The sequence below is a fragment of the Paracoccus sp. (in: a-proteobacteria) genome (assembly GCF_030604785.1).
Taxonomy (GTDB): Bacteria; Pseudomonadota; Alphaproteobacteria; order Rhodobacterales; family Rhodobacteraceae; genus Paracoccus.
Genome location: NZ_JAUVVF010000007.1, coordinates 45,076 through 65,725 on the forward strand (window position 1 = coordinate 45,076; position 20,650 = coordinate 65,725).

Below are 20,650 nucleotides of genomic sequence, written 5' to 3' on the forward strand. Positions count from 1 at the left end.
GGGCAGCATGAGCCATTCCAGCGCGCGCCATGGCTGAGGTCTTTCTGCGGACCCTGCCCTTTTTCGGACTGATCGGTCTGGGCTGGCTGGCCGCCGCATCCCGCGTCTTCCCGCCCGAGGGCGCGGCCTGGCTGACCCGCTTCGTCTTCTATTTCGCGCTGTCGGCGATGCTGTTCCGCTTTGCCGCCGGGCTGGATCTGGCGGCGATCTTCGATCCGCGCTTCGTTCTGGCCTATCTGTCGGGATCGGTGGCGGTCTGGGCCATCGGCATGGCGGTCGCGCGGGCGCGCGGCCTGCCCCTGCCCGAGGCCGCGATGGAGGCGCATTGCTGCATGACCGGCAATACCGGCTTTCTGGGCGTGCCGATGCTGGTCGCGCTGATGGGGCCGGTGGCGGTCGGGCCGCTGTTGATGGTGCTGACCATCGACATGCTGGTCTTTTCGGCGCTGATCACGCTGATCGTCCACGGCGCGCGGCAGGGCGGGCTGCGGCTGGCGGCGGTCCTGCCGGTGCTGCGCGGGCTGGCGGGCAATCCGATGATCCTGTCGATGCTGGCCGGTCTGGCCTGGGCGCAATCGGGCTGGACCCTGCCGCGCCCCTTGGACGAATTCCTGGCCCTGCTGGGCGCGGCCGCGACGCCGGGCGCGCTCTTCGCCATCGGCGCGGGTCTGGCCGGCCGCCGGCTGGTCCGGGTGGCGGCGGCCGGCTGGCTGTCGGTGGCCAAGCTCGTCCTGCATCCGGCTGCGGTCGCCCTGGCGGCCTGGGCCTTCGGCGTGCCCGCGGTCGCGGCGGCGGTGATGGTCGCGGCCTCCGCGCTGCCCGTCGCGGGCAACGTCTTCATGCTGGCCGAACATTTCCGCATCGCGCCGCAGCGCGTCTCGGCAGCGATTCTCGTCTCGACCGCGCTTTCGATCCTGACCATTCCCGTCGTGATGCTGCTGATCACGACCCCCTGACCGAAAGGAGCCCCATGCGAACCCTCGACCGGCTGGACCTGACCAACCTGAAAGTCGATCTGGACGCGGACGGCATCGCCAGCGTCACGCTGAACCGCCCGGCCAAGCGCAACGCGCTGGACCTTGCCACGATCGAGGAGCTGATCGACGTCTTCCAGGCGCTGCCCCGCTCGGGCGCGCGGGCGGCGATCCTGTCGGGGGCCGGTCCGCATTTCTGCGCGGGCCTCGATCTGGTGGAACATCATCAGGCCAACCGCACGGCGGCGGATTTCATGCATGTCTGCCTGCGCTGGCACGAGGCCTTCAACAAGATGGAATATGGCGGCGTCCCGGTGATCGCGGTGCTTCAGGGCGCGGTCGTGGGCGGCGGGCTGGAACTCGCCTCGGCGGCGCATATCCGCGTAGCGGGCCCCGACACCTATTTCGGCCTGCCCGAGGGGCAGCGCGGCCTGTTCACCGGTGGCGGCGCGACGATCCGCGTGGCAGACCTGATCGGCAAGGCGCGGATGATCGACATGATGCTGACCGGCCGCCTCTATCGCGGGGACGAGGCCGTGTCGGTCGGGCTCTGCCAGTATCTGGTGGACGATCCCGCCACGAAGGCGCGCGAGATCGCGCTGGCGGCGGCGGCGAACCCGCCCTTGTCGAACTTCGCCATCTGCTCGGCCATCAGCCACATGCAGAACATGAGCGCGCTGGACGCCGCCTATGCCGAGGCCGCCGTCGCAGGCGTGGTGAACACGCAGGAGGCCGCGCGTGGCCGCCTTGCCGCCTTCGCCGACGGGACAGGGCCGCGCATCAAGCCGGGCGCCTGATCGCCGCGACGCGTCGCGCGCCTGTGCCGCAAGGCGCAGGGGCGGCGGCCGGTCGGGCCTCGATGGCCCGGCCGGGCGCGGCTGGGCGCGCCGCCGCTACACCGTGCCGCCGTTGACGAACATCGTCACCCCGATGCCCAGCCCGCCGATCACCACGAATCCCAGCAGCGTGAACAGCCCGTCCCGCGCCAGCATCCCGAAGGACAGAAGCAGCACGACCGCCCCCAGGATCGACGAGGTGAACGGCACCAGTTCCAAAAACGGCATCATCAGCCCGCAGGCCAGACACAGCGCCTGCGCGATCCACAGGACCGGCGGCCAGACCAGGACGCGCAGCCGGTTGCGGGTGATCCGATCCAGCCAGCCCGCAGGCCGCTTCATCCGGGCGGCAGCCGATAGCAGGCGCTCGCTGTCGATCTCTTTCTCCAGCAGCCAGCGCGGCAGCCAGATCCGCTGCCGCTGCGCCAGCATCTGCGCCGAGACCAGCGCGATGGTGATCCCGCAGAGCGACGAAAACAGCGGCACGCCCGACAGGGGCGAGACCACCGCCAGCGCGGGGATCATCAGCTGCGGGATGAAGCTGTCGCGGCCTAGCGCGTCGATCACGTCGCGCAGACGCGTGCGCTCGCCCTGTTCCGCCACGGCCTGAATCCGGCCCATCAGCCCGGTGATCGTCTCGTCGCCGTCCATCATCCCTCCGCCAAGGCCATGCAGCGAACGCCGCCCCGGTGGAAAGGTTCACCCCGCCCGGCGTGCCGCGCCCAGAACACGGTCCAGCGTGGCCAGAAAGCGCGCACGCTCGGCCTTGCCGAAGGTGCCGCCACTGCCCTGATGAAACGGGTTCGCCGCCCGGATATCGGCCATCAGGTCGCGGGCGGCAAGGCGGGGACCGATGTTCGAGGCGCTCAATTCTTCGCCAGCATGGGTGACGACCCTTGCGCCTGCCTTGATGCAGCGATCTGCCAGCGGCAGGTCGCCCGTCACCACGACATCGCCGGGCCCGCAATTCTCGGCGATCCAGATATCGGCCAGGTCCGGCCCCTCGGGGACGATCTGCAAGCGCACCAGCGGATGCGTGGGCATCCGCAGCCCGCCATTGCAGACCAGCACCATCTCCACGCCCATGCGGACGGCCACCCGTTCGGCCTCGGCCTTGACCGGGCAGGCATCCGCATCGATGTAGAGCGTGGTCATCAGTCGCGCAGCAGCTCGTTGACCGAGGTCTTGGACCGCGTCTTCGCGTCCACCCGCTTGACGATCACCGCGCAGTAGAGGTTCACGCCATTCTTCGACGGCATCGAGCCCGAGACGACGACCGACCCGGCGGGAACCTCGCCATACATGACCTCGCCGGTCTCGCGGTCCACGATCTTGGTGGATTGCCCGATATAGACGCCCATGCCCAGGACCGAGCCCTCGCGGATGATGCAGCCCTCGACCACCTCGGAACGGGCGCCGATGAAGCAATCATCCTCGATGATGGTGGGGCCGGCCTGCAGGGGCTCCAGCACGCCGCCGATGCCCACGCCGCCCGACAGATGCACGTTGCGGCCGATCTGCGCGCAGGAACCGACCGTGGCCCAGGTGTCCACCATCGTCCCCTCGCCCACATGGGCGCCCAGGTTCACGAAGGAGGGCATCAGCACCGCGCCCTTGGCGATATAGGCCGACCGGCGCACGATCGCGCCCGGCACGGCGCGGAAACCGGCCTGCCGCCATTCGGCTTCGGTCCAGCCGTGGAATTTCGAGGGAACCTTGTCCCACCAATTGCCGCCCTGCGGCCCGCCCGACATCTCTTCCATGTCGTTCAGGCGGAAGGACAACAGCACGGCCTTCTTGGCCCACTGGTTCACATGCCATTCGCCCGTCTCGCGGCGCTCGGCCACGCGCAGTGTGCCGTTGTCCAGCGCGGTCAGGGTGGCCTCGACGGCGTCGCGAGCCTCGCCCCTGGTGGCAGAGGTGATGCCGTCGCGCGCCTCCCAGGCGGCTTCGATGGCGGCTTCCAGTGCGGCGTTGTTCATCTGCGGTCCCCCGGTCAAGTGTCGCGACCGGGATTAACGGGCTTGCCCCGCCGACGCAATGGCGGGGCAAGACCTTGGGTCAGCGCCTGTCCGTCAGGCGGCCACGTCCAGCTTGACCAGCGTCTGGTTCAGCAGCACATAAGCCACCTCGCCAAAGGTGACGGGGCCGGTGAAGCCGCCGGTGCTGCGGCCCTCGAGTTCGCCATAGAGGTAGTTCAGGATACAGTTGCACGACAGCATCCGTTCGCCGCCCGTCCCGGCCTGCGCGGCAAAGCTGGCGACGTAATCGCCCTGGGGCGCGGCCAGGCGGTATTCGACGCCCGGAAAGACGGGGGCGTAGAACTGGACCTCGTGCGCCACGGAATCGACCGCGCGGAACGACACGTTGATGTTCGCGCCCGCATAATCGGCGACCAGCGGCAGGCGGGTGTCGAAACCGTGCTGCGTCACATAATCGGCGAAATCGACCTCGGCGCCGTTGATCACGGCCTTCTTCACGGCGAAGCCGCCCTCGGGGAAGGTCACGGTCTGTGCCGGATCCTCGCTTTGCGAGAACAGGTTCACGATGTCCAGACGCGGCTGCGCGCCCTGGGGCAGGGCGACATGCAGCAGCACCGCGCCCTCGTGGTGGCGCGTGCCGGTGGCCCCGTCAAAGACCGAAGGCGCGACGCTGCCGATATCGTCCAGATGCACGCCGCTGATCCAGCCCAGCAGGGGCTGGTCGAACAGGCGCGGATAGGTGGCGCCATCCTCGGCGAAGCGCGCATGCGCCTGCGAGAAGGCGGGAATGATGATCAGCGTGATCCCGCCGGCCGCATAGCCATCGGCCAGCCCCGGCAGATCGGCCACGCCCAGATGGCGCACGTTGGCGGTGCTGCCCTCGGGCAGGGTCGAGCAGAACAGCCGCTCGCGATCCACCTTGCCGCCGGCTTGCGTCATGAAATAGACGGTCGAGCCGCCGATCCACTTGCCTTGCGGCAATTGCGCCATCAGCGCCTCGTCGCCCGCGATGGTCATGACCGCGCCCGCGCGGATGCGTTCGGCCGCTTCGGCGGGGGTCAGGAATTCGTTCTTCATGCTTCGGTCTCCGTCAGAACGTCAGGCCTGCGCCAGTTCGGCGGCGGCGGCGGGGTTGCGGGCGATGTAATCCTTCAGCTCGGCCAGCTTGGCCGACAGCGTCGTCGGGTTTGCACGCAGTTCCACGCGCAGGCGGTTCACCAGGATGCGCGTGCCCAGAGAGGCGCCCTTCAGATCCCCGCTATCGGACAGGGTCCGCTTGAGTATGTCTTCATTTGCCATCGTTTCTCCTTCCGGCGTCATTGTCGCGCATTTACCCAAAGCGCCGTGCAAGAATCGTGCCAGATGAGCAGGGACAGGCTTCCGCGGCGTTCCGCGTCGGTTTCCCGACGGGCCGGCGCGCACAGCATCGGTTTGCCACCGGCGCGCGCGCGGGTTACTGCTGGAAGGCATCAGCGCGAGGCAGGACCATGCACGACGACAGCCGCAAGACCCCGTTCCGCCACAGCGGCGAGGATATCGAGGCCGCGCGCCATTCGCCCGACACGCCGCAGACGCGCGCGCCCTCCTACCGGCTGGCCTTTGCCGACAACGAGTTCCTCCTGCGCGAGGAATTGCGCCCCGTCCGGCTGCAGCTGGAATTGCTGAAGCCGCAGATGATCCTCGATGAACGGGGCATCGTCTCGACCGTGGTGATGTTCGGCGGCGCCCGCGTTCCGTCGCCCGAACGCCAGGCCCAGGCGCGCACGCCCGAACTGGCGGCCCTGTCGAAGTATTACGAACAGGCCCGCATCTTCGCCCGGCAGATGACCGAACGCAGCCTGACGACGGGCGGACGCGAATTCGTGATCTGCACGGGCGGCGGCCCCGGTGTCATGGAGGCGGGCAATCTGGGCGCCGAAGAGGTGGGCGGCCAGTCCATCGGCCTCGGCATCGTGCTGCCGCATGAACAGGCGCCCAACCGGCATGTGACGCCGGACCTGTCGTTCAACTTCCACTATTTCGCCATCCGCAAGATGCATTTCCTGATGCGCGCCCGCGCGATCACGGTCTTTCCGGGCGGCTTCGGCACGCTGGACGAATTGTTCGAGACGCTGACCCTGATCCAGACGCGGCGCATGGCGCGCATCCCGGTCCTTCTGTTCGGCGAAAGCTTCTGGGAAGAGATCATCAACTGGCGCGCCCTGGCCCGCGCCGGCACGATCAGCGAGGAAGACCTCGACCTGATCCGCTATGTCGAGACGGCCGAGGAAGCCGTCGCGATCATCGACGCCTTCCCCGCCCCGGAGCCCCCCGCCACCGAAGCCTAGGAGGCCTCGGCCTCGATCTGGGCGCGGGTCTTGCGGCCCCGTTCGGTCGCGGATTTCAGCTGCCCGCAGGCCGCCATGATATCCTCGCCGCGCGGGGTGCGGATCGGGCTGGCATAGCCCGCCTTGTAGATGATGTCGGCGAAGGCCCGGATCCGCTCGGGCGAGGATCGCCGATAGGGCGCCCCCGGCCATTCGTTGAAGGGAATCAGGTTGATCTTGGCCGGAATGCCCTGGATCAGCTTGACCAGCCGGCGGGCATCGGCATCCGTGTCGTTCACCCCGTCCAGCATCACGTATTCAAAGGTGATCCGCTCGCTGTTCGTCAGGCGCGGGTAATCGCGCAGGGCCTCCAGCAGGGTGGCGATGTTCCAGCGCTTGTTGATCGGCACCAGCCGGTCGCGGACCTCGTCGGTCGTAGCGTGGAAGCTGACGGCCAGCAGGCAGCCGATCTCCTGCGCGGTGCGCGCGATCTCGGGAACGACCCCGCTGGTCGACAGGGTGATGCGGCGGCGCGACAGGGACAGGCCCTCGCCATCCATCACGACCTTCATCGCGTCGCGGACATTCTCGAAATTGTAGAGCGGCTCGCCCATGCCCATCAGCACGATGTTGCTGACCAGCCGGGTCTCGTCCTTGGGCGCCCCCTGGACGGGCCATTCGCCCAGATCGTCGCGCGCCAGCATCAGCTGGCCGACGATCTCGGCCGGCGTCAGGTTGCGGACCAGCTTCTGCGTGCCGGTATGACAGAAGGAGCAGGTCAGCGTGCAGCCCACCTGGCTGCTGATGCACAAGGTGCCGCGCCCCTCCTCGGGGATATAGACGACCTCAACCTCGTGGCCACCGGCGATCCGCACCAGATATTTGCGCGTGCCGTCCTGGCTGATCTGCCGGGTGACGATCTCGGGCAGCACGATCTCGAAATGCTCGGCCAGAAGCGCGCGGTAATCCTTGGCCAGATTGGTCATGGCCGCAAAATCGCGCACGCCCCAATGATAGACCCATTGCCAGACCTGCCCCACCCGCATCCGGGCCTGCCGTTCGGGCGTGCCGGCGGCGATCAGGGCCTCCTGCAATTGCGGGCGGGTCAGGCCGACGATGTTCGTGCGGCCCGTCTCGGGCAGCTTGCGCGGAATGGTCAGCACATCCTGCGTGATCGGCGCAGACGGGGTCTGATCGGTCATGGCACCACCGGCTCTGGGTCAGGGAAAAGGCGCGAAAGGCCGTTATCTAAGCGAAAGCGGGCCGGAAATCAACCAGCCCGCCCCTTTGCCTTGGCCCGAAATATCCCGGGGGGAGCCACCGTCAGGTGGCGGGGGGCAGCGCCCCCCTGCCCGGCCTCACTGACAGCGCGACCGCGCCGTGTTCGTGGCCGCCGTCACGCCGGCCAGGCTGAACGTGTCCTTGGTCGTCGTGCCGCGCGCCGAACGGCCGGTCACGACCGCGCTCGATCCCGCGCGCAGCGCGGCGACCAGCGCCTCGTCATCCGAGGGGCTGCCGGTCCAGGCGCTGTCACCCTCGGTGAACAGGTTGAACTTGCGCCCGCCCACATCGACCTCGACCGTCGAATCCGGGGCGAAGGGATAGCCGCCCGTGAACGAGACCTCGCCATTCTGGCCGGGGCGATAGGCGATATACAGGCGGATATCGCCGCGCGTCACCTCGGCGGGTTGCCCGTTGCGGGTGTTGATGGTCGAACGCGGCGGCGAGACCGCCCAGCATTCCCGCGGATTGTCCGCCGCGAACACCGTCCAGTCGCCCTCGGTGGCGACGACGTTCGTCGATTCCTGCGCCATGGCCGTCCCGAGCCCGGCGATCAGGACGAGGCTGGCGCCCAGTCCGCGCAGCGTGGTGGTCAACATGCTCTGGCCTCCTGCCATTCACTTTCGCCGTTTCGCCCGGCGTTTTCCCTGATTGCTGTGGTCTTTTCAACCATCTGCCGTAAGGATAGCGAAAATCGACCGCCAAGAAAGCCCGGGCTTGCATGATCGCGCAATTGTCACCCTGCCCGCGCGACGCGAAAAACCCCGCAAAAGCAGGGCCGGCACGAGGATGACCATGAATGCAGCAACCCTGATCGAACTCTGGCGCGGCGAGATGCGCGAGAGCCACCATGCCGGCCATGCCGTCATCTGCGACCGGCAGGGCGTGATCGAGGCCTGGGGCCGTCCCGCCACCGTGATCTTTCCGCGCTCGTCGTGCAAGATGATCCAGGCGCTGCCCCTGGTCGAAAGCGGTGCGGCCGATGCGGCCGGGCTGACCGACCGGCAGCTTGCCCTGGCCTGCGCCAGCCATTCGGGCGCGCGGATGCATGTCGAGGCCGTGCAGGACTGGCTGGCCGCGCTTGGCCTTGGCGATGACGATCTGCGCTGCGGCAGCCACATGCCCCGCGACCGGGACGAGAACCGCCGCCTGACCTGCGAAGACGAGGCGCCCTGCCAGTGCCACAACAATTGCTCGGGCAAGCATGCGGGCTTCCTGACGCTGAACCGCCACCTGAAGGGCGGGCCGGATTACGAAAAGGTCGACCACCCCGTCCAGCGCGCGGTCCTCTCCGCCTTCGAGGAGGTGACGCGCCAGACCAGTCCCGGCTACGGGATCGACGGCTGCTCGGCCCCCAACTGGGCCTGCTCGCTCGAGGGGCTGGGCCGGGCGATGGCGGCCTTCGCCACGCCGGGCACCGACCGGCGCGGCCAGGCGATGCGGCGGCTGGTCGATGCGATGCGGACCCATCCCGAGATGGTCGCGGGCGAGGGCCGGGCCTGCACCACGCTGATGCGCGCCTGCGGCGGCGGCGCCGCGCTGAAGACCGGGGCCGAGGCCGTGTTCGTGGCCATCCTTCCCGCGCAGGGGCTGGGTATCGCGCTGAAGATCTCGGACGGGGCGACACGGGCCAGCGAGGCCGCGATCACGGCGCTTCTGCGTCATGTGGGGGTGCTGGCGGCCGATGATCCGGTGATCGCGCGCTTCCTGCCGCAGCCGATGCGGAACTGGCGCGGCATCGCCACCGGCGATCTGCGCTGCGCGCCGGGTTTCCCGGGCTGAGGCGGGGCTGCGTCACGAAATCGTCGCGCTTTGATGCTCTGATGCGCGCCGGGCGCCCCCGCGCCTCGATTGTCCCGATCCGCCTCAAGGTCCGGCGCCCCTTGGCAGAGGCGGCGCCGGAAGCCGGGCTCAGACCATCTGCCAAATCAGCCGCAGGGCCAGCGCGGTCGAGGTGACGACCAGCAGCGGCTTGATCAGCCGCGCGCCCACCCGCGACGCCGCCCGCGCGCCGAGCACCGCGCCCAGGATCTGCGCCGCGCCCATCATCAGACCGATCAGCCACAGGGGCTGGCCGACGACCGCAAAGGCGATCAGCCCGCCGATATTCGAGGCGAAGTTCAGCAGCTTGGTATGCGCCGTGGCCTTCAGAACGCCGTAGCCCGCCAGCGTCACGAAGGCGATCATGTAGAACGACCCCGCCCCCGGTCCGATCAGCCCGTCATAGAATCCCACCAGCGGCACCGCCGTCGCGGCAAAGGCCCAGGGCGCCATCCGGCGGACGCGGTCCAGGTCGTTCAGGCCGGGCTTCAGCGCGAAGAAGGCCGCGATGCCGATCAGCACGACCGGCAGGACCAGCCGCAGCCCGTCGGTCGGCACGCTGCTGATCAGCACCGCCCCCGCCGCGCCCGCCAGTCCCGCGATCAGCGCCAGCCGCCACTGGGCCCGCAGATCGACCAGCCCCTTTGCCGCATAGCTGATCGCCGCCGTCGCTGCGCCAAAGGCGCCTTGCACCTTGTTCGTGGCCAAGGCCTGCGCGGGCGGAATACCGGCCAGCATCAGGACCGGCAGGGTGATCAGCCCCCCGCCCCCCGCGATGGCATCGACAAAGCCTGCCGCGAAGGCCGCACCCAGCAGCAGGAGAATCAGATCGAGCGTGATTTCGGGCATGGTCGCCTTTCGGAGGGCGGGGCGCCGTGGGGGCTTCGCGCCCCCACACCCCCGATTTGGACCAAGGCAAAGGGCTGGTCCCGTGTGCTGTGGCCGTCAGGGCATGACGAATTCGTCGGCGTGGTAGCCCTGAAGGTAGAGGAGCGCGGTCAGGTCGCCGTGATTGATGCGGATCCGCGCCTGCGCGGCGACGGCGGGCTTGGCGTGAAGCGCCACGCCGGCCCCGGCCAGCTGGATCATGCCCAGGTCGTTGGCACCGTCGCCGACCGCAATCGCGTCTTCGGGGGTGGTGCCCAGCCGTGCGGCGATCTCGGTCAGGGCCTCGACCTTGGCTTCGCGGCCCAGGACCGGCAGGGCGACGTGACCGGTCAGCACGCCCTCTTCGGCCAGAAGCGTGTTGGCGCGGTGTTCGTCGAAGCCGAGTTGCCGGGCGACCGATTCGGTGAAGGCGGTGAAACCGCCCGAGACCAGCGCCGCATGGGCGCCGTTGGCGCGCATCGTGGCGACCAGCGGCGCGCCGCCTGGGGCCAGGGTGATGCGGGTGGCCAGCACCTCGGCCACGGTCGTCTCGGGCAGGCCCGCCAGCAGCGAGACGCGTTCGATCAGGGCCTCGTGAAAGTTCAGTTCGCCATTCATCGCGCGCGCGGTGATGTCGGCGACGCGCGGGCCCACGCCCGCCAGATCGGCCAGTTCGTCGATGCATTCCTGTTCGATCATGGTCGAATCCATGTCCGCGATCAGGATGCGCTTGCGCCGGCCCTTGCTGTGCTGGATCGCCATGTCGATGCCGATGAGCTGGAGGTCCTGCCAGACCTGCTGGCTGTCCTCGGGCGCCTTGGACAGGTCGAATTCGGCCGCGATTCCCTGGGCCAGCCAGCGCGGCGCGTCTCCGCCCCATCGCGCGGCAAGGCCCGCGGGCAGGTCCGCATCGAGATTGGCGGCGCGGGGCGATGCGATCAGCGAGACGGTGAACATGCGCGGCATCCTTTGTCAGCACGGGCGGCGTCGGCCAGACGGGTCTAGGGCAAAGTTTTTTCTTGCGCCAGAGCAGGGGCGGGCTTATTTGCGGCGGTGGGACACCCCTCCCCAACGAGGGGCTTTTAGCTGGAAGGCTAGTCACATGACCGATCATGCGATCCCGGCCGCGCGGCCGGCAAATCCGCGCTTTTCTTCGGGCCCCTGCGCCAAGATCCCCCATTCTTCGCTGGACCTGCTGTCGGACGCGCCCCTTGGCCGCTCGCACCGCGCCGCCGTCGGCAAGGCGAAGCTGGCCGAGGCGATCGAGCTGACGCGCGAGGTCCTGGGCGTTCCCGCCGACTACCGCATCGGCATCGTTCCCGGCTCGGACACGGGCGCGGTCGAGATGGCGATGTGGTCGCTGCTGGGCGCCCGCCCGGTCGAGATGCTGGCCTGGGAAAGCTTCGGCGAGGGCTGGGTCACGGATGCGGTCAAGCAGCTGAAGCTGGACGCGACGGTGCGCAAGGCCGAGTACGGCCGGATCGTGGATCTGGCCGAGGTTGATTTCGACAAAGACGTGGTCTTCACCTGGAACGGCACCACCAGCGGCGTGCGCGTGCCGAACGGCGACGCGATCCCGGCGGATCGCGCGGGTCTGACCATCTGCGACGCGACCAGCGCCGCCTTCGCGATGGACCTGCCCTGGGACAAGCTGGATGTGGTTACGTTCAGCTGGCAGAAGGTGCTGGGCGGCGAGGGCGCGCATGGCGTGCTGATCCTGTCGCCGCGCGCGGTGGAGCGGCTTGAGACCTATACCCCCGCCTGGCCGCTGCCCAAGATCTTCCGCATGACCAAGGGCGGCAAGCTGATCGAGGGCATCTTCAAGGGCGAGACGATCAACACGCCCTCGATGCTGGCGGTCGAGGATTACCTCGTGGCGCTGAAATGGGCGCAGTCGATCGGCGGGCTGCCGGCGCTGATCGCGCGGGCGGATGCCAATGCGGGCGCGGTGCGGGACTTCATCGCGGACAAGGACTGGATCGCGGATCTGGCCGAGGACCCGGCGACGGCCTCGACGACCAGCGTTTGCCTGAAGTTCACCGATCCGGCGATCAAGGACGGCGCCGCCTTTGCCAGGGCCGTGGCCAAGCGGCTGGAGAAGGAGGGCGTCGCGCTGGATGCGGGCGCCTATCGCGACGCGCCGGCCGGCCTGCGGATCTGGTGCGGATCAACGGTCGAGACCGCCGATGTCGCGGCGCTGATGCCGTGGATCGAGTGGGCCTATCGCGCCGAGCTGGCCGCGCAGTGAGCCGAGAGGCCGGGGGGCTTTGCGCCCCCCGGACCCCCCGCAGGGTATTTTTCCAACGAAGAAGAGGCCGGACGTCAGCGTGGCCAAGCCCGGACGTTCCCAGACAAGGATGAATGACATGCCGAAGGTTCTCGTCTCCGACAAGCTGTCGGAAACCGCCGTCCAGATCTTCCGCGATCGCGGCGTCGAGGTGGATTACCTGCCCGATCTGGGCAAGGACAAGGAGAAGCTGGCCGAGGTGATCGGGCAGTATGACGGGCTGGCGATCCGGTCCGCGACCAAGGTGACCGAGAAGCTGCTGGAGCGCGCGGGGAACCTGAAGGTCATCGGCCGCGCCGGGATCGGGGTCGACAACGTGGACATCCCCGCCGCCAGCAAGAAGGGCGTCATCGTGATGAACACGCCCTTCGGCAACAGCGTGACCACGGCCGAGCACGCCATCGCGATGATGTTCGCCGTGGCGCGCCAGCTGCCCGAGGCGAGCGTTTCCACCCATGCCGGCAAGTGGGAGAAGAACCGCTTCATGGGGGTCGAGCTCTTCAACAAGACCCTGGGCGTGATCGGGGCGGGCAATATCGGGTCCATCGTGATCGACCGCGCGCTTGGGCTGCACATGAAGGTGCTGGCCTATGATCCCTTCCTGTCCGAGGAGCGCGCCAAGGAGATCGGCGTGACCAAGGTCGAGCTGGACGATCTGCTGGGGCGGGCGGACTTCATCACCTTCCACGTGCCGCTGACCGAGAAGACCCGCAACATCCTGTCGCGCGAGGCCATCGCGAAGCTGAAGCCGGGCGTGCGGATCATCAACTGCGCCCGCGGCGGGCTGGTGGACGAGGAGGCGCTGGCCGAGGCGCTGAAGGACGGGCGCGTGGCCGGGGCGGCCTTCGACGTCTTCGCGGTCGAGCCGGCGACGGACAGCCCGCTCTTCAACCTGCCGAACGTGGTGGTCACGCCCCATCTGGGCGCCTCGACCACCGAGGCGCAGGAGAACGTCGCCCTGCAGGTGGCCGAGCAGATGTCGGATTACCTGCTGACCGGCGCTGTGCAGAACGCGCTGAACATGCCCTCGGTCACGGCCGAGGAGGCCGCGGTGATGGGCCCCTGGATCAAGCTGGCCGGGCATCTGGGCGCCTTCGTGGGCCAGATGACCAACGAGCCGATCAAGGCGATCAACGTCCTCTATGACGGCGTCGCCTCGGAGATGAACCTGAACGCGCTGAATGCCGCCGTGATCGCGGGCGTGATGAAGGCCACGAACCCGGACGTGAACATGGTCTCGGCCCCGGTCATGGCGAAGGAACGCGGCGTGCAGGTCTCGACCACCACGCAGGACAAGGCGGGGGTCTTCGAGGGTTATGTCAAGGTCACCTGCGTCACCGAAACGCGCGAGCGGTCCATCGCGGGGACGGTGTTCAGCGACGGCAAGCCGCGCTTCATCCAGATCCGCGGGATCAATGTCGATGCCGAGGTCGGGCGCCACATGCTGTATACCCGCAACAAGGACGTGCCGGGCGTGATCGGTGCGCTTGGCTCGATCCTGGGCAATCTGGGCGTGAACATCGCGAACTTCACGCTTGGCCGGGCGGCCAGCGGCGGGGATGCGATCGCGATCCTCTATCTGGACGAGGCGATCAGCGACGAGGCCTTGGCCGCGCTGGAGAATACCGGCAAGTTCCAGCAGGCCCGCCGGCTGCAGTTCGAGGTTTGACCTTGGCGCCGCGTCCCGTCATCAAGGGGCGCGGCATCGACACAAGGGGGCGGAATGCGGCTTTACGCGATCGGCGACATTCACGGACAGCTCGACAAGCTGCTCGAGGCCCATGACCGCATCCAGTCCGAGGCCGGCAAGGACGCGGTGATCGCCCATGTCGGTGACCTGATCGACCGCGGCCCGGATTCGCGCGGCGTGGTCGATCACCTGATGCGCGGCCGCGACGCGGGGCGCCCCTGGATCGTCGTGCGCGGCAATCACGACCGCTTCCTGCCCGCCTTTCTGGAACGGCCCGACTGGGTCGATCCGGGGCTGAGTTCGGGACAGCACTGGGTCGACCATCCCGGCTTGGGCGCCGCCGAGACGCTGGCCTCTTACGGGGTCGATCCGGCGCAGGACCGCGACGGCCTGCTGCGCGAGGCACGGCGCGCCGTTCCCACCGATCATGCGCGCTATCTGGCGACGCTGCCGCTGTGGCATCTGCATCCGCTGGCGCTGGTCGTCCATGCAGGGATCAGGCCCGGCATCGGGCTGCTGGATCAGGCCGAACAGGACCTTGTCTGGATCAGAAAGGGCTTTCTGGACAGCGATGCCGATTTCGGCCCGCTGGTCGTGCATGGCCATACCGCTCTGGACAATGCCAAGCATCACGGCAACCGGCTGAACCTGGATGGCGGAGCGGGCTATGGCCGCCCGCTCTGCACCGCCGTGATCGAGCCGCAGGGCGTCCATCTGCTGACCTCCTCGGGACGCGAGCCGCTGGCGCCCGAAGTGGCGGGCTGAGCGCCCTCAGGCGCCCGACAGAAGCAGCATCAGCCACGAGGCCGCGCCGCCCATCAGCGCCGTCATCGGCAGCGTGACCGCCCAGGCGGCCAGGATCGTGGCGACATGGCTGCGGCGGATCAGGCGGCGGCGGCTCTGTTCCTCTTCGGGGAGGTCGGGTCGCGCGGCCTCGCGGCGGCGGCGGTCCTGCCATTCGCGGGCGAAGCCCACGCCGAAGACGCCGCCCACCGCGACATGGGTCGTCGAGACGGGCAAGCCGGAACCAGAGGCGCCGATCACCACCACGGCTGTCGCCAGAGTCACGCAGAAGGCGCGGCCCGCATTCAGCCGGGTGATGCCGCTGCCGACCATGCTGACGAGCCGCGCCCCGAAGAGCAGCGTGCCAAGCGCGATAGTCATGCCCGCCGCCAGCAGGACGGCCCCCGGCACGATGCCGTAACCGCCCCCCGCCCCGGCGCCGCCGATGATCACCGACAGCGGCCCGGCCACGTTGCCGACATCGTTTGCGCCATGCGCAAAGCCCATGATCAGCACCGAGACCAGCAGCGCGGGTCGCAGCAGCGGCTTGGCGCCCGAGCGTCCGGCGCGGGCAAGCTCGGTCGTGACGCCCCGATAGGTGGTGGCCCAGCCGATGGCCGTCGCCGTCGCGGCAAGCCCAAGGCCCGGCCATCCCCGGTCCAGACCGACATCCAGAAGCCGCGTCAGATAGATGGTGAACAGCCCGCACATCAGCCCGACCAGCGCGGGCAGCCAGCGTCGGGCGGCGCGGGCGCGGTCGGGCGCCTCCAGCACCTTGCGTCGCAGCAGGATCACCAGCGAACCGGCCAGCAGACCCGCCAGGATCGGCGCCACGACCCAGGTCAGCGCGATGCCCCCGATCGAGGCCCAGGCGACGCCCGACAGGCCATAGGCGGCCGTCCCGGCGCCCGCGATACCGCCCACGATGGACTGAGAGGTGCTGACCGGCAGGCCGATCCCCGTGGCAAGCGTGATCCAGCAGGCCGCCCCGGTCAGCGCGGCCAGCATGACCAGCGCGCCCGTGCCCGAAGCCTCCAGCGCCACCGGATCGACGATCCCGCCCGCAAGACGCTGCGCCACGGCGCCACCTGCCAGAACCGCGCCCGCGACCTCGGCCAGGGCCACGAGGACGAGGCCGGGCACCAGCCCGATGGCCCCCGCGCCCACCGCCGGACCAAGCGAGTTCGCCACGTCGTTCGACCCGATGGCCAGCCCCAGCCAGGCCGCCACGATCAGCCCGGCGCCCAGCCAGACATAGGCCGCCCCTGCGCCCGACACGCCCACCGCCAGCAGGATCAGCGCGACGAAGGCCAGCACCATCAGCCCCAGCCGCCAGACCGGGCGCATCGCGTGAAGCTGCGCGGCCTCGGCATGGGTGATGCGGCCCAGATCCTTGTCCAGGACGCGGAACCGCCCGCCGCTGCGGCCCGGCCGCGGCTCAGCCACGGGCATCCGGCGTCGGCAGAGACAGAAGGATGCGCTTCAGCCCCGGCTCGACGACCATGCGCGCCGCATCCTCGGGGGCGAACCAGCGGCGGCGGCGCTGGCGCGCCTCGGGGAAGTCGTCGGCGGCCTCGGTCACGTCCAGCAGGAAGACGCGCATCTCGACCGGGATGGCATAGCCCTCGTCCTGTTCCTTGTCGTAAGAATAGCGCCCCAGTTCGCTGTCGTGGACATGGCCGCGGATACCGGCTTCCTCCCACGCCTCCTGCGCGGCGGCGCCCGACAGGCTGCGCCCCTCCATCGGCCAGCCCTTGGGGATGACCCACCGCCCCGAACCGCGGCTTGTCACCAGCGCGACATCCCCGGAAACCGGGTCACGGCAGATCGCCCCGACCTGCATCGCAGGGGGGCGACGGCCAAGAACCAGCCTGAGAGAGCGGGCCAATGCGGTCATTCCTCGTCGTTCACCTTTCCCCGGAGCATCTTGACGTCACCCCGCACCGCCTTGGCCTTCAGCCTGCGGCGCTGGCTGCCCAGGGTGGGGCGCGTGGCGATGCGTCGTTTGGGTTGAACCGCCGCCTGACGGATCAGTTCCGCCAGCCTTTCGCGCGCGATCTCGCGGTTGCGGGCCTGGCTGCGGGTCTCCTGCGCCAGGATCACGACGGCGCCGTCCTGCGTCCAGCGGCGGCCCGCCAGACGCTGAAGCCGCCGCTTGACCGGATCGGGCAGATGAGGCGAACGCGCCGCCTCGAACCGCAATTCGACGGCGGTCTCGACCTTGTTCACGTTCTGCCCGCCCGGCCCCTGCGACCGGGTGAATTGTTCCGACAATTCCCATTCCGCTATCGCGATCTGATCCGTGACGTGAAGCATGCCCAAGGATACGGCGGTCCCGAATCACAGTTAAAGCGCTTTTTGCGAATTTAGGGTTAATTCTCCGGCATCTGGCGCAGGACGCGGCAGGGTTCCTGCTCGGGCCAATGGGCAAAGGGCAGGACGGCGCCCTCGGTCCGGCTGCGGCGGATGCGCGCGGGGTCGATGACGGCGCGGACCCAGCCGGGCTGGTCCATCGCGCCCTCGGCGATGATGCCGGTCTCGGGCCAGAACCCGTCAGGCGGGCCGTAGATCGCGGCCCGGCCCCGGTTCTCGTCCAAAGCGGGCATCCAGTCGCACGCGCCCACGGTCGGCGCCTGAACGACGACGCACTGGCTTTCTAGCGCGCGGGCCATCGCGCCGATCCGCACGCGGTTGAAGCCCGCGACCGTGTCGGTGCAGCTGGGCACCAGCAGGATCTCGGCCCCCGCCTCGGCCAGGGCGCGGCCCAGCAGCGGAAACTCGCTGTCATAGCAGATCAGGATACCGATGCGGCCAAGCGCGGTGTCGAAGACGCGCAGGCCCGGCGCGCCCGCGACATGCCATTCCTCGCGCTCGAACCGGGTCATGATCTGCTTGTCCTGATGGCCGATCCGGCCCTCTGGCCCATAGAGCACGGCGCGGTTGAACGGCCGCCCGGACCCGTCGAAGACCGGCCCCGAGCCGCCCAGAATGTGACAGCCATGCTGCGCGGCCAGTTGCAGGTGCAGCGCCTCGACCGCCGGCCAGTGGCGGGCGACCTCATGCAGGCTGGCCTGAAGATCGGCGGCGACGGCAGCCCCGCCAAGCGAGGCAAGCTCCATCGCGGCATATTCGGGGAAGACCAGCAGGTCGGCATCGGCGTCGGGCACCCAGGCCGACAGCTTGCGGGCATAGGCGTCGAAATCGGGCATGAATTCGACAGGATAGGCGGCAGCGGCAATGCGGATCATAGCGGGCGCATCCAGAATTGCAGGTCTTTCGTCGTGTCCGAGGGCTGGTCCAGATCGCGCCAGGAAAACTGCGCGACGACGCCCGGCAGCAGCTGATAGCCGCGCCGCGTCCAGAACCCGTCCAGCGGGCGGTAATCGGCAGGGCGGGCGGGGTGATCGGCGGGCCGGATCACGCTGCAGAATGCCGACCAGCGCGCACCCAGCTTGCGGGCGTGGGCCTCGCGCGCGTCAAAGAAGGCGTGGCCCAGCCCGTGTCCGCGATAATCGGGCAGGAGCACCGATTCCGCGCAGTAGAAGATCTGGTCCAGCGGCTCGGGGCGGTCGGCGAAGGCGGCGGCGAAATCGGCGGCATGATCGGCCATCGGTGCACCCGTTGCCGCCCCCACGATGCGCCCGTCATCCAGCGCGGCGACCACCACCGCGCCGGGCGACAGATAGGCGCGCAGGTAATCGCGCTCGTAGTCCAGCGACCCGTCATAGAGATACGGAAAATCGCGGAAGACCGCGATCCGCAGCCGGGCCACGTCGTCCAGCGCCTTGGCCAGGGCCGTGCCGGTCAGGACGCGGGTCGTGACGCTCATCCGCCGACCTGCCGGACCCAGTCGGCCAGGTTGTAATAGGTCGTCACGCGCGCGATGCGGCCGTCGCGGATGGTGAAGAACGCGCCCGCAGGCAGACGATAGGTCTGGCCATTGGCGGGGGGCAACCCCTCGTCGGTTTCCAGATAGGTGCCGTTCACCACGAATTCCGCCGCCGCACGGTCGCCTGCCTCGTTGGCGAAGACCACGATGTCGGTCAGCGTCTCGCGGTAGCAGCGCGTCATGTGCGCGTTGAAGGCCGCGAACAGGTCGCGCCCCTTGCGGATCTGGCCCTCGTTGACGTGATGCTCGACCTCGTCATGCAGCATGTCCAGCATCCGGTCGGTCTGGCCCGCGTTGAAGGCGTCGTAATAGGCGGTGATCAGTGACTTGGCGTCCATCGGAAACTCCTTCTTTGGGGCGGACCCTAGCGGCCTTTCGCGCAGAGGTCACTTCCGCCGAAAGGGTGAGCGGCCAGACGCCTTGCAATCCCGAGTGAAGCTGTTAGCGCTAGGGTTGATTGACCAGCGAGGGGGTTCTTCGATGAACGGACAGGATCAGATGGGCAGGCGCGAGATCACCTGCTTCAAGGCGTATGACGTGCGCGGAGAGCTGGGCAAGAACCTCGACCCCGACGTGGCCTATCGCATCGGGCGCGCCTTTGCGCAGGCCCGCGCCGCCAAGCGCGCGGTGGTGGGCCGCGACAGCCGCGAAAGCTCGCCCGAACTGGCCAAGGCGCTGATCGAGGGTCTGACCGATGGCGGCGCGGATGTGCTGGATCTGGGTCTGGCCGGCACCGAAGAGGTCTATTTCCACACCGGCTTTCACGACACCGATGGCGGGATCGAGGTGACGGCCTCGCACAACCCGATCAATTACAACGGCATGAAGATCGTGGGTCGCGGCTCGGCGCCGCTGGACCCGGCGACCGAACTGCCGCCGATCGTCGAACTGGCGACCTCGGGCGATTTTGCCCCGGCCAGCAAGGGCAGCGTGACCGATTTCAGCCATGCCCGCGCCGAATATGCGTCGCGGATGGCCGATTTCGTGGACGTCGCGGCGCTGAAACCGATGAAGATCGTGGTGAATGCCGGGAATGGCACCGCCGGGCCGACCTTTGACGCCATCGCCGCTGAATTGCAGCGTCGCGGCGCGCCGCTGACCTTCGTGCGGATGCACCACAATGTGGACAGCAGCTTCCCCAACGGCATCCCGAACCCGCTGCTGCCCGAGAACCAGCCCCCAACCGTGGCCGAGGTCAAGGCGCAGAATGCCGATCTGGGCGTGGCCTGGGACGGCGATTTCGACCGCTGCTTCTTCTTCGACGAGGATGGCCGCTTCATTCCGGGCGAATACATCGTGGGCCTGCTGGGCGCCGCGTTCCTGGAGAAGTCGCCGGGCGAGAAGATCGTCCATGACCCGCGCGTGATCATGAACACCCGTGCCATGATCGGCGAGGCGGGCGGCGAGGCGGTGGTCAGCAAGACCGGCCACGCCTTCATCAAGCGCAAGATGCGCGATGTCGGCGCGATCTATGGCGGCGAGATGTCGGCGCATCACTATTTCCGCGATTTCTACTATTGCGACAGCGGCATGATCCCGTGGCTGCTGATGATCGAGCTGCTGTCGCGCAAGGGCAAGACGCTGGCCGAATTGCTGTCGGAGCGGATGCGGCTCTACCCGTCCTCGGGCGAGACGAACTATCACATCGACGATCCCGACGCGGCGATTGGGCGTGTGATCGGCGCCTATGAATCGCGCGCGGACAGCCGCGACGATCTGGACGGCGTGTCGCTGGATTTCGGGACCTGGCGCTTCAACCTGCGGAAATCGAACACCGAGCCCGTCGTGCGCCTGAATGTCGAGGCCGATGGCGATGCGGACCTCGTGGCCGAGAAACAGGCCGAGCTGGCCGCCCTGCTGAAGGGCGAGGCCGCCTGACAGCGGTCGCCATAGGCGGAAACGAAAACCGCCCGCGCCTTTCTGGGCGCGGGCGG

23 protein-coding genes are annotated in these 20,650 nt (G+C 68.6%); 8 read left to right on the forward strand and 15 right to left on the reverse strand.

Annotation, left to right across the window (positions count from 1 at the left end):
• The first annotated feature begins 29 nt into the window (after window positions 1–29).
• Both QAR72_RS04095 and QAR72_RS04100 read left to right on the forward strand, forming a co-directional pair.
• Window positions 30–956: an AEC family transporter gene (locus QAR72_RS04095; RefSeq protein WP_304616093.1), complete on the forward strand. Its 927-nt coding sequence runs from the start codon at window positions 30–32 to the stop codon at window positions 954–956.
• A gap of 14 nt (window positions 957–970) precedes the next feature.
• Entirely contained in the window at window positions 971–1,771 is an 801-nt protein-coding gene (locus QAR72_RS04100) for a crotonase/enoyl-CoA hydratase family protein (RefSeq protein WP_304616094.1), read from the forward strand.
• Between the two features lie 96 nt (window positions 1,772–1,867).
• On the opposite strand, the gene QAR72_RS04105 is transcribed toward QAR72_RS04100, so the two are convergent.
• The 5 genes from QAR72_RS04105 to QAR72_RS04125 all read right to left on the reverse strand — a co-directional run bounded on the left by QAR72_RS04105 (window position 1,868) and on the right by QAR72_RS04125 (window position 5,091).
• Window positions 1,868–2,461, reverse strand: a complete 594-nt coding sequence (locus QAR72_RS04105; protein WP_304616095.1) for an exopolysaccharide biosynthesis protein — start codon at window positions 2,459–2,461, stop codon at window positions 1,868–1,870.
• A gap of 48 nt (window positions 2,462–2,509) precedes the next feature.
• Window positions 2,510–2,965, reverse strand: a complete 456-nt coding sequence (locus QAR72_RS04110) for a YaiI/YqxD family protein (protein WP_304616096.1) — start codon at window positions 2,963–2,965, stop codon at window positions 2,510–2,512.
• Window positions 2,965–3,792, reverse strand: a complete 828-nt coding sequence (gene dapD / locus QAR72_RS04115) for a 2,3,4,5-tetrahydropyridine-2,6-dicarboxylate N-succinyltransferase (RefSeq protein WP_304616097.1) — start codon at window positions 3,790–3,792, stop codon at window positions 2,965–2,967. The genes QAR72_RS04110 and dapD overlap by 1 nt, the downstream gene beginning before the upstream one ends.
• Before the next feature lie 93 nt (window positions 3,793–3,885).
• Entirely contained in the window at window positions 3,886–4,869 is a 984-nt protein-coding gene (locus tag QAR72_RS04120) for a DUF6976 family protein (protein WP_304616098.1), read from the reverse strand.
• A gap of 21 nt (window positions 4,870–4,890) precedes the next feature.
• Window positions 4,891–5,091, reverse strand: a complete 201-nt coding sequence (locus QAR72_RS04125; RefSeq protein WP_304616099.1) for a hypothetical protein — start codon at window positions 5,089–5,091, stop codon at window positions 4,891–4,893.
• A 188-nt stretch (window positions 5,092–5,279) separates the two neighbouring features.
• On the opposite strand from QAR72_RS04125, the gene QAR72_RS04130 reads away from it, so the two are divergent.
• Complete coding sequence (locus tag QAR72_RS04130) at window positions 5,280–6,119, forward strand: LOG family protein (RefSeq protein ID WP_304616100.1); 840 nt, start codon at window positions 5,280–5,282, stop codon at window positions 6,117–6,119.
• On the opposite strand, the gene rlmN is transcribed toward QAR72_RS04130, so the two are convergent.
• Entirely contained in the window at window positions 6,116–7,300 is a 1,185-nt protein-coding gene (gene rlmN / locus QAR72_RS04135) for a 23S rRNA (adenine(2503)-C(2))-methyltransferase RlmN (RefSeq protein ID WP_304616101.1), read from the reverse strand. The two genes, QAR72_RS04130 and rlmN, sit on opposite strands and share 4 nt — an antisense overlap.
• 156 nt (window positions 7,301–7,456) lie before the next feature.
• Window positions 7,457–7,978 carry an invasion associated locus B family protein gene (locus QAR72_RS04140; RefSeq protein ID WP_304616102.1) on the reverse strand — a complete coding sequence of 174 codons (522 nt, stop codon included), beginning with the start codon at window positions 7,976–7,978 and terminating at the stop codon, window positions 7,457–7,459.
• A 196-nt stretch (window positions 7,979–8,174) separates the two neighbouring features.
• Between QAR72_RS04140 and QAR72_RS04145 the strand changes: the two genes are divergently transcribed.
• Window positions 8,175–9,161, forward strand: a complete 987-nt coding sequence (locus QAR72_RS04145) for an asparaginase (protein ID WP_442953546.1) — start codon at window positions 8,175–8,177, stop codon at window positions 9,159–9,161.
• A 129-nt stretch (window positions 9,162–9,290) separates the two neighbouring features.
• On the opposite strand, the gene QAR72_RS04150 is transcribed toward QAR72_RS04145, so the two are convergent.
• Both QAR72_RS04150 and serB read right to left on the reverse strand, forming a co-directional pair.
• The gene (locus QAR72_RS04150; RefSeq protein WP_304616104.1) at window positions 9,291–10,049 is read right to left on the reverse strand and encodes a TSUP family transporter; all 759 of its coding nucleotides are present in this window, start codon (window positions 10,047–10,049) and stop codon (window positions 9,291–9,293) included.
• A 96-nt stretch (window positions 10,050–10,145) separates the two neighbouring features.
• Window positions 10,146–11,024: a phosphoserine phosphatase SerB gene (gene serB, locus QAR72_RS04155; protein WP_304616105.1), complete on the reverse strand. Its 879-nt coding sequence runs from the start codon at window positions 11,022–11,024 to the stop codon at window positions 10,146–10,148.
• A gap of 145 nt (window positions 11,025–11,169) precedes the next feature.
• Between serB and QAR72_RS04160 the strand changes: the two genes are divergently transcribed.
• The 3 genes from QAR72_RS04160 (at window position 11,170) to QAR72_RS04170 (ending at window position 14,809) form a co-directional block, all read left to right on the forward strand.
• Complete coding sequence (locus QAR72_RS04160; RefSeq protein WP_304616106.1) at window positions 11,170–12,315, forward strand: phosphoserine transaminase; 1,146 nt, start codon at window positions 11,170–11,172, stop codon at window positions 12,313–12,315.
• Window positions 12,316–12,433: 118 nt separating this feature from the next.
• Window positions 12,434–14,023, forward strand: coding sequence for a phosphoglycerate dehydrogenase (gene serA, locus QAR72_RS04165; protein ID WP_304616107.1), 1,590 nt, complete (start codon window positions 12,434–12,436; stop codon window positions 14,021–14,023).
• A 54-nt stretch (window positions 14,024–14,077) separates the two neighbouring features.
• Window positions 14,078–14,809 carry a metallophosphoesterase gene (locus tag QAR72_RS04170; protein ID WP_304616108.1) on the forward strand — a complete coding sequence of 244 codons (732 nt, stop codon included), beginning with the start codon at window positions 14,078–14,080 and terminating at the stop codon, window positions 14,807–14,809.
• A 6-nt stretch (window positions 14,810–14,815) separates the two neighbouring features.
• On the opposite strand, the gene QAR72_RS04175 is transcribed toward QAR72_RS04170, so the two are convergent.
• From QAR72_RS04175 to QAR72_RS04200, 6 genes are read right to left on the reverse strand one after another with little or no spacing between them, the layout of a single operon-like run.
• Window positions 14,816–16,273 carry an inorganic phosphate transporter gene (locus tag QAR72_RS04175; RefSeq protein ID WP_304616109.1) on the reverse strand — a complete coding sequence of 486 codons (1,458 nt, stop codon included), beginning with the start codon at window positions 16,271–16,273 and terminating at the stop codon, window positions 14,816–14,818.
• Window positions 16,266–16,724, reverse strand: a complete 459-nt coding sequence (locus tag QAR72_RS04180; protein WP_304616110.1) for an NUDIX hydrolase — start codon at window positions 16,722–16,724, stop codon at window positions 16,266–16,268. The genes QAR72_RS04175 and QAR72_RS04180 overlap by 8 nt, the downstream gene beginning before the upstream one ends.
• Window positions 16,721–17,143: an alternative ribosome rescue aminoacyl-tRNA hydrolase ArfB gene (gene arfB / locus QAR72_RS04185; protein ID WP_304616111.1), complete on the reverse strand. Its 423-nt coding sequence runs from the start codon at window positions 17,141–17,143 to the stop codon at window positions 16,721–16,723. The genes QAR72_RS04180 and arfB overlap by 4 nt, the downstream gene beginning before the upstream one ends.
• A gap of 56 nt (window positions 17,144–17,199) precedes the next feature.
• Window positions 17,200–18,072 carry a carbon-nitrogen hydrolase family protein gene (locus tag QAR72_RS04190; RefSeq protein ID WP_304616138.1) on the reverse strand — a complete coding sequence of 291 codons (873 nt, stop codon included), beginning with the start codon at window positions 18,070–18,072 and terminating at the stop codon, window positions 17,200–17,202.
• A complete protein-coding gene (locus tag QAR72_RS04195; protein ID WP_304616112.1) occupies window positions 18,072–18,656 on the reverse strand; it encodes a GNAT family N-acetyltransferase in 585 nt (194 codons plus the stop codon). Before QAR72_RS04195 ends, QAR72_RS04190 begins: the two co-directional genes overlap by 1 nt.
• The gene (locus tag QAR72_RS04200; protein WP_304616113.1) at window positions 18,653–19,054 is read right to left on the reverse strand and encodes a ketosteroid isomerase-related protein; all 402 of its coding nucleotides are present in this window, start codon (window positions 19,052–19,054) and stop codon (window positions 18,653–18,655) included. The genes QAR72_RS04195 and QAR72_RS04200 overlap by 4 nt, the downstream gene beginning before the upstream one ends.
• 142 nt (window positions 19,055–19,196) lie before the next feature.
• Here QAR72_RS04200 and QAR72_RS04205 point away from each other — a divergent pair, with 142 nt between their 5' ends.
• On the forward strand, window positions 19,197–20,594 hold the full coding sequence (locus QAR72_RS04205) for a phosphomannomutase (RefSeq protein WP_304616114.1): 1,398 nt from the start codon (window positions 19,197–19,199) through the stop codon (window positions 20,592–20,594).
• The last annotated feature ends 56 nt before the right edge of the window (window positions 20,595–20,650 follow it).

What these genes read in the sequence shown, in the direction of transcription:
- QAR72_RS04095 (WP_304616093.1), top strand. Translation starts at nt 30, where the DNA reads ATGGCTGAGGTCTTTCTGCGGACCCTGCCCTTTTTCGGACTGATCGGT.
- QAR72_RS04100 (WP_304616094.1), top strand. Translation starts at nt 971, where the DNA reads ATGCGAACCCTCGACCGGCTGGACCTGACCAACCTGAAAGTCGATCTG.
- QAR72_RS04105 (WP_304616095.1), bottom strand. Translation starts at nt 2,461, where the DNA reads ATGGACGGCGACGAGACGATCACCGGGCTGATGGGCCGGATTCAGGCC.
- QAR72_RS04110 (WP_304616096.1), bottom strand. Translation starts at nt 2,965, where the DNA reads ATGACCACGCTCTACATCGATGCGGATGCCTGCCCGGTCAAGGCCGAG.
- dapD (WP_304616097.1), bottom strand. Translation starts at nt 3,792, where the DNA reads ATGAACAACGCCGCACTGGAAGCCGCCATCGAAGCCGCCTGGGAGGCG.
- QAR72_RS04120 (WP_304616098.1), bottom strand. Translation starts at nt 4,869, where the DNA reads ATGAAGAACGAATTCCTGACCCCCGCCGAAGCGGCCGAACGCATCCGC.
- QAR72_RS04125 (WP_304616099.1), bottom strand. Translation starts at nt 5,091, where the DNA reads ATGGCAAATGAAGACATACTCAAGCGGACCCTGTCCGATAGCGGGGAT.
- QAR72_RS04130 (WP_304616100.1), top strand. Translation starts at nt 5,280, where the DNA reads ATGCACGACGACAGCCGCAAGACCCCGTTCCGCCACAGCGGCGAGGAT.
- rlmN (WP_304616101.1), bottom strand. Translation starts at nt 7,300, where the DNA reads ATGACCGATCAGACCCCGTCTGCGCCGATCACGCAGGATGTGCTGACC.
- QAR72_RS04140 (WP_304616102.1), bottom strand. Translation starts at nt 7,978, where the DNA reads ATGTTGACCACCACGCTGCGCGGACTGGGCGCCAGCCTCGTCCTGATC.
- QAR72_RS04145 (WP_442953546.1), top strand. Translation starts at nt 8,175, where the DNA reads ATGAATGCAGCAACCCTGATCGAACTCTGGCGCGGCGAGATGCGCGAG.
- QAR72_RS04150 (WP_304616104.1), bottom strand. Translation starts at nt 10,049, where the DNA reads ATGCCCGAAATCACGCTCGATCTGATTCTCCTGCTGCTGGGTGCGGCC.
- serB (WP_304616105.1), bottom strand. Translation starts at nt 11,024, where the DNA reads ATGTTCACCGTCTCGCTGATCGCATCGCCCCGCGCCGCCAATCTCGAT.
- QAR72_RS04160 (WP_304616106.1), top strand. Translation starts at nt 11,170, where the DNA reads ATGACCGATCATGCGATCCCGGCCGCGCGGCCGGCAAATCCGCGCTTT.
- serA (WP_304616107.1), top strand. Translation starts at nt 12,434, where the DNA reads ATGCCGAAGGTTCTCGTCTCCGACAAGCTGTCGGAAACCGCCGTCCAG.
- QAR72_RS04170 (WP_304616108.1), top strand. Translation starts at nt 14,078, where the DNA reads ATGCGGCTTTACGCGATCGGCGACATTCACGGACAGCTCGACAAGCTG.
- QAR72_RS04180 (WP_304616110.1), bottom strand. Translation starts at nt 16,724, where the DNA reads ATGACCGCATTGGCCCGCTCTCTCAGGCTGGTTCTTGGCCGTCGCCCC.
- arfB (WP_304616111.1), bottom strand. Translation starts at nt 17,143, where the DNA reads ATGCTTCACGTCACGGATCAGATCGCGATAGCGGAATGGGAATTGTCG.
- QAR72_RS04195 (WP_304616112.1), bottom strand. Translation starts at nt 18,656, where the DNA reads ATGAGCGTCACGACCCGCGTCCTGACCGGCACGGCCCTGGCCAAGGCG.
- QAR72_RS04200 (WP_304616113.1), bottom strand. Translation starts at nt 19,054, where the DNA reads ATGGACGCCAAGTCACTGATCACCGCCTATTACGACGCCTTCAACGCG.
- QAR72_RS04205 (WP_304616114.1), top strand. Translation starts at nt 19,197, where the DNA reads ATGAACGGACAGGATCAGATGGGCAGGCGCGAGATCACCTGCTTCAAG.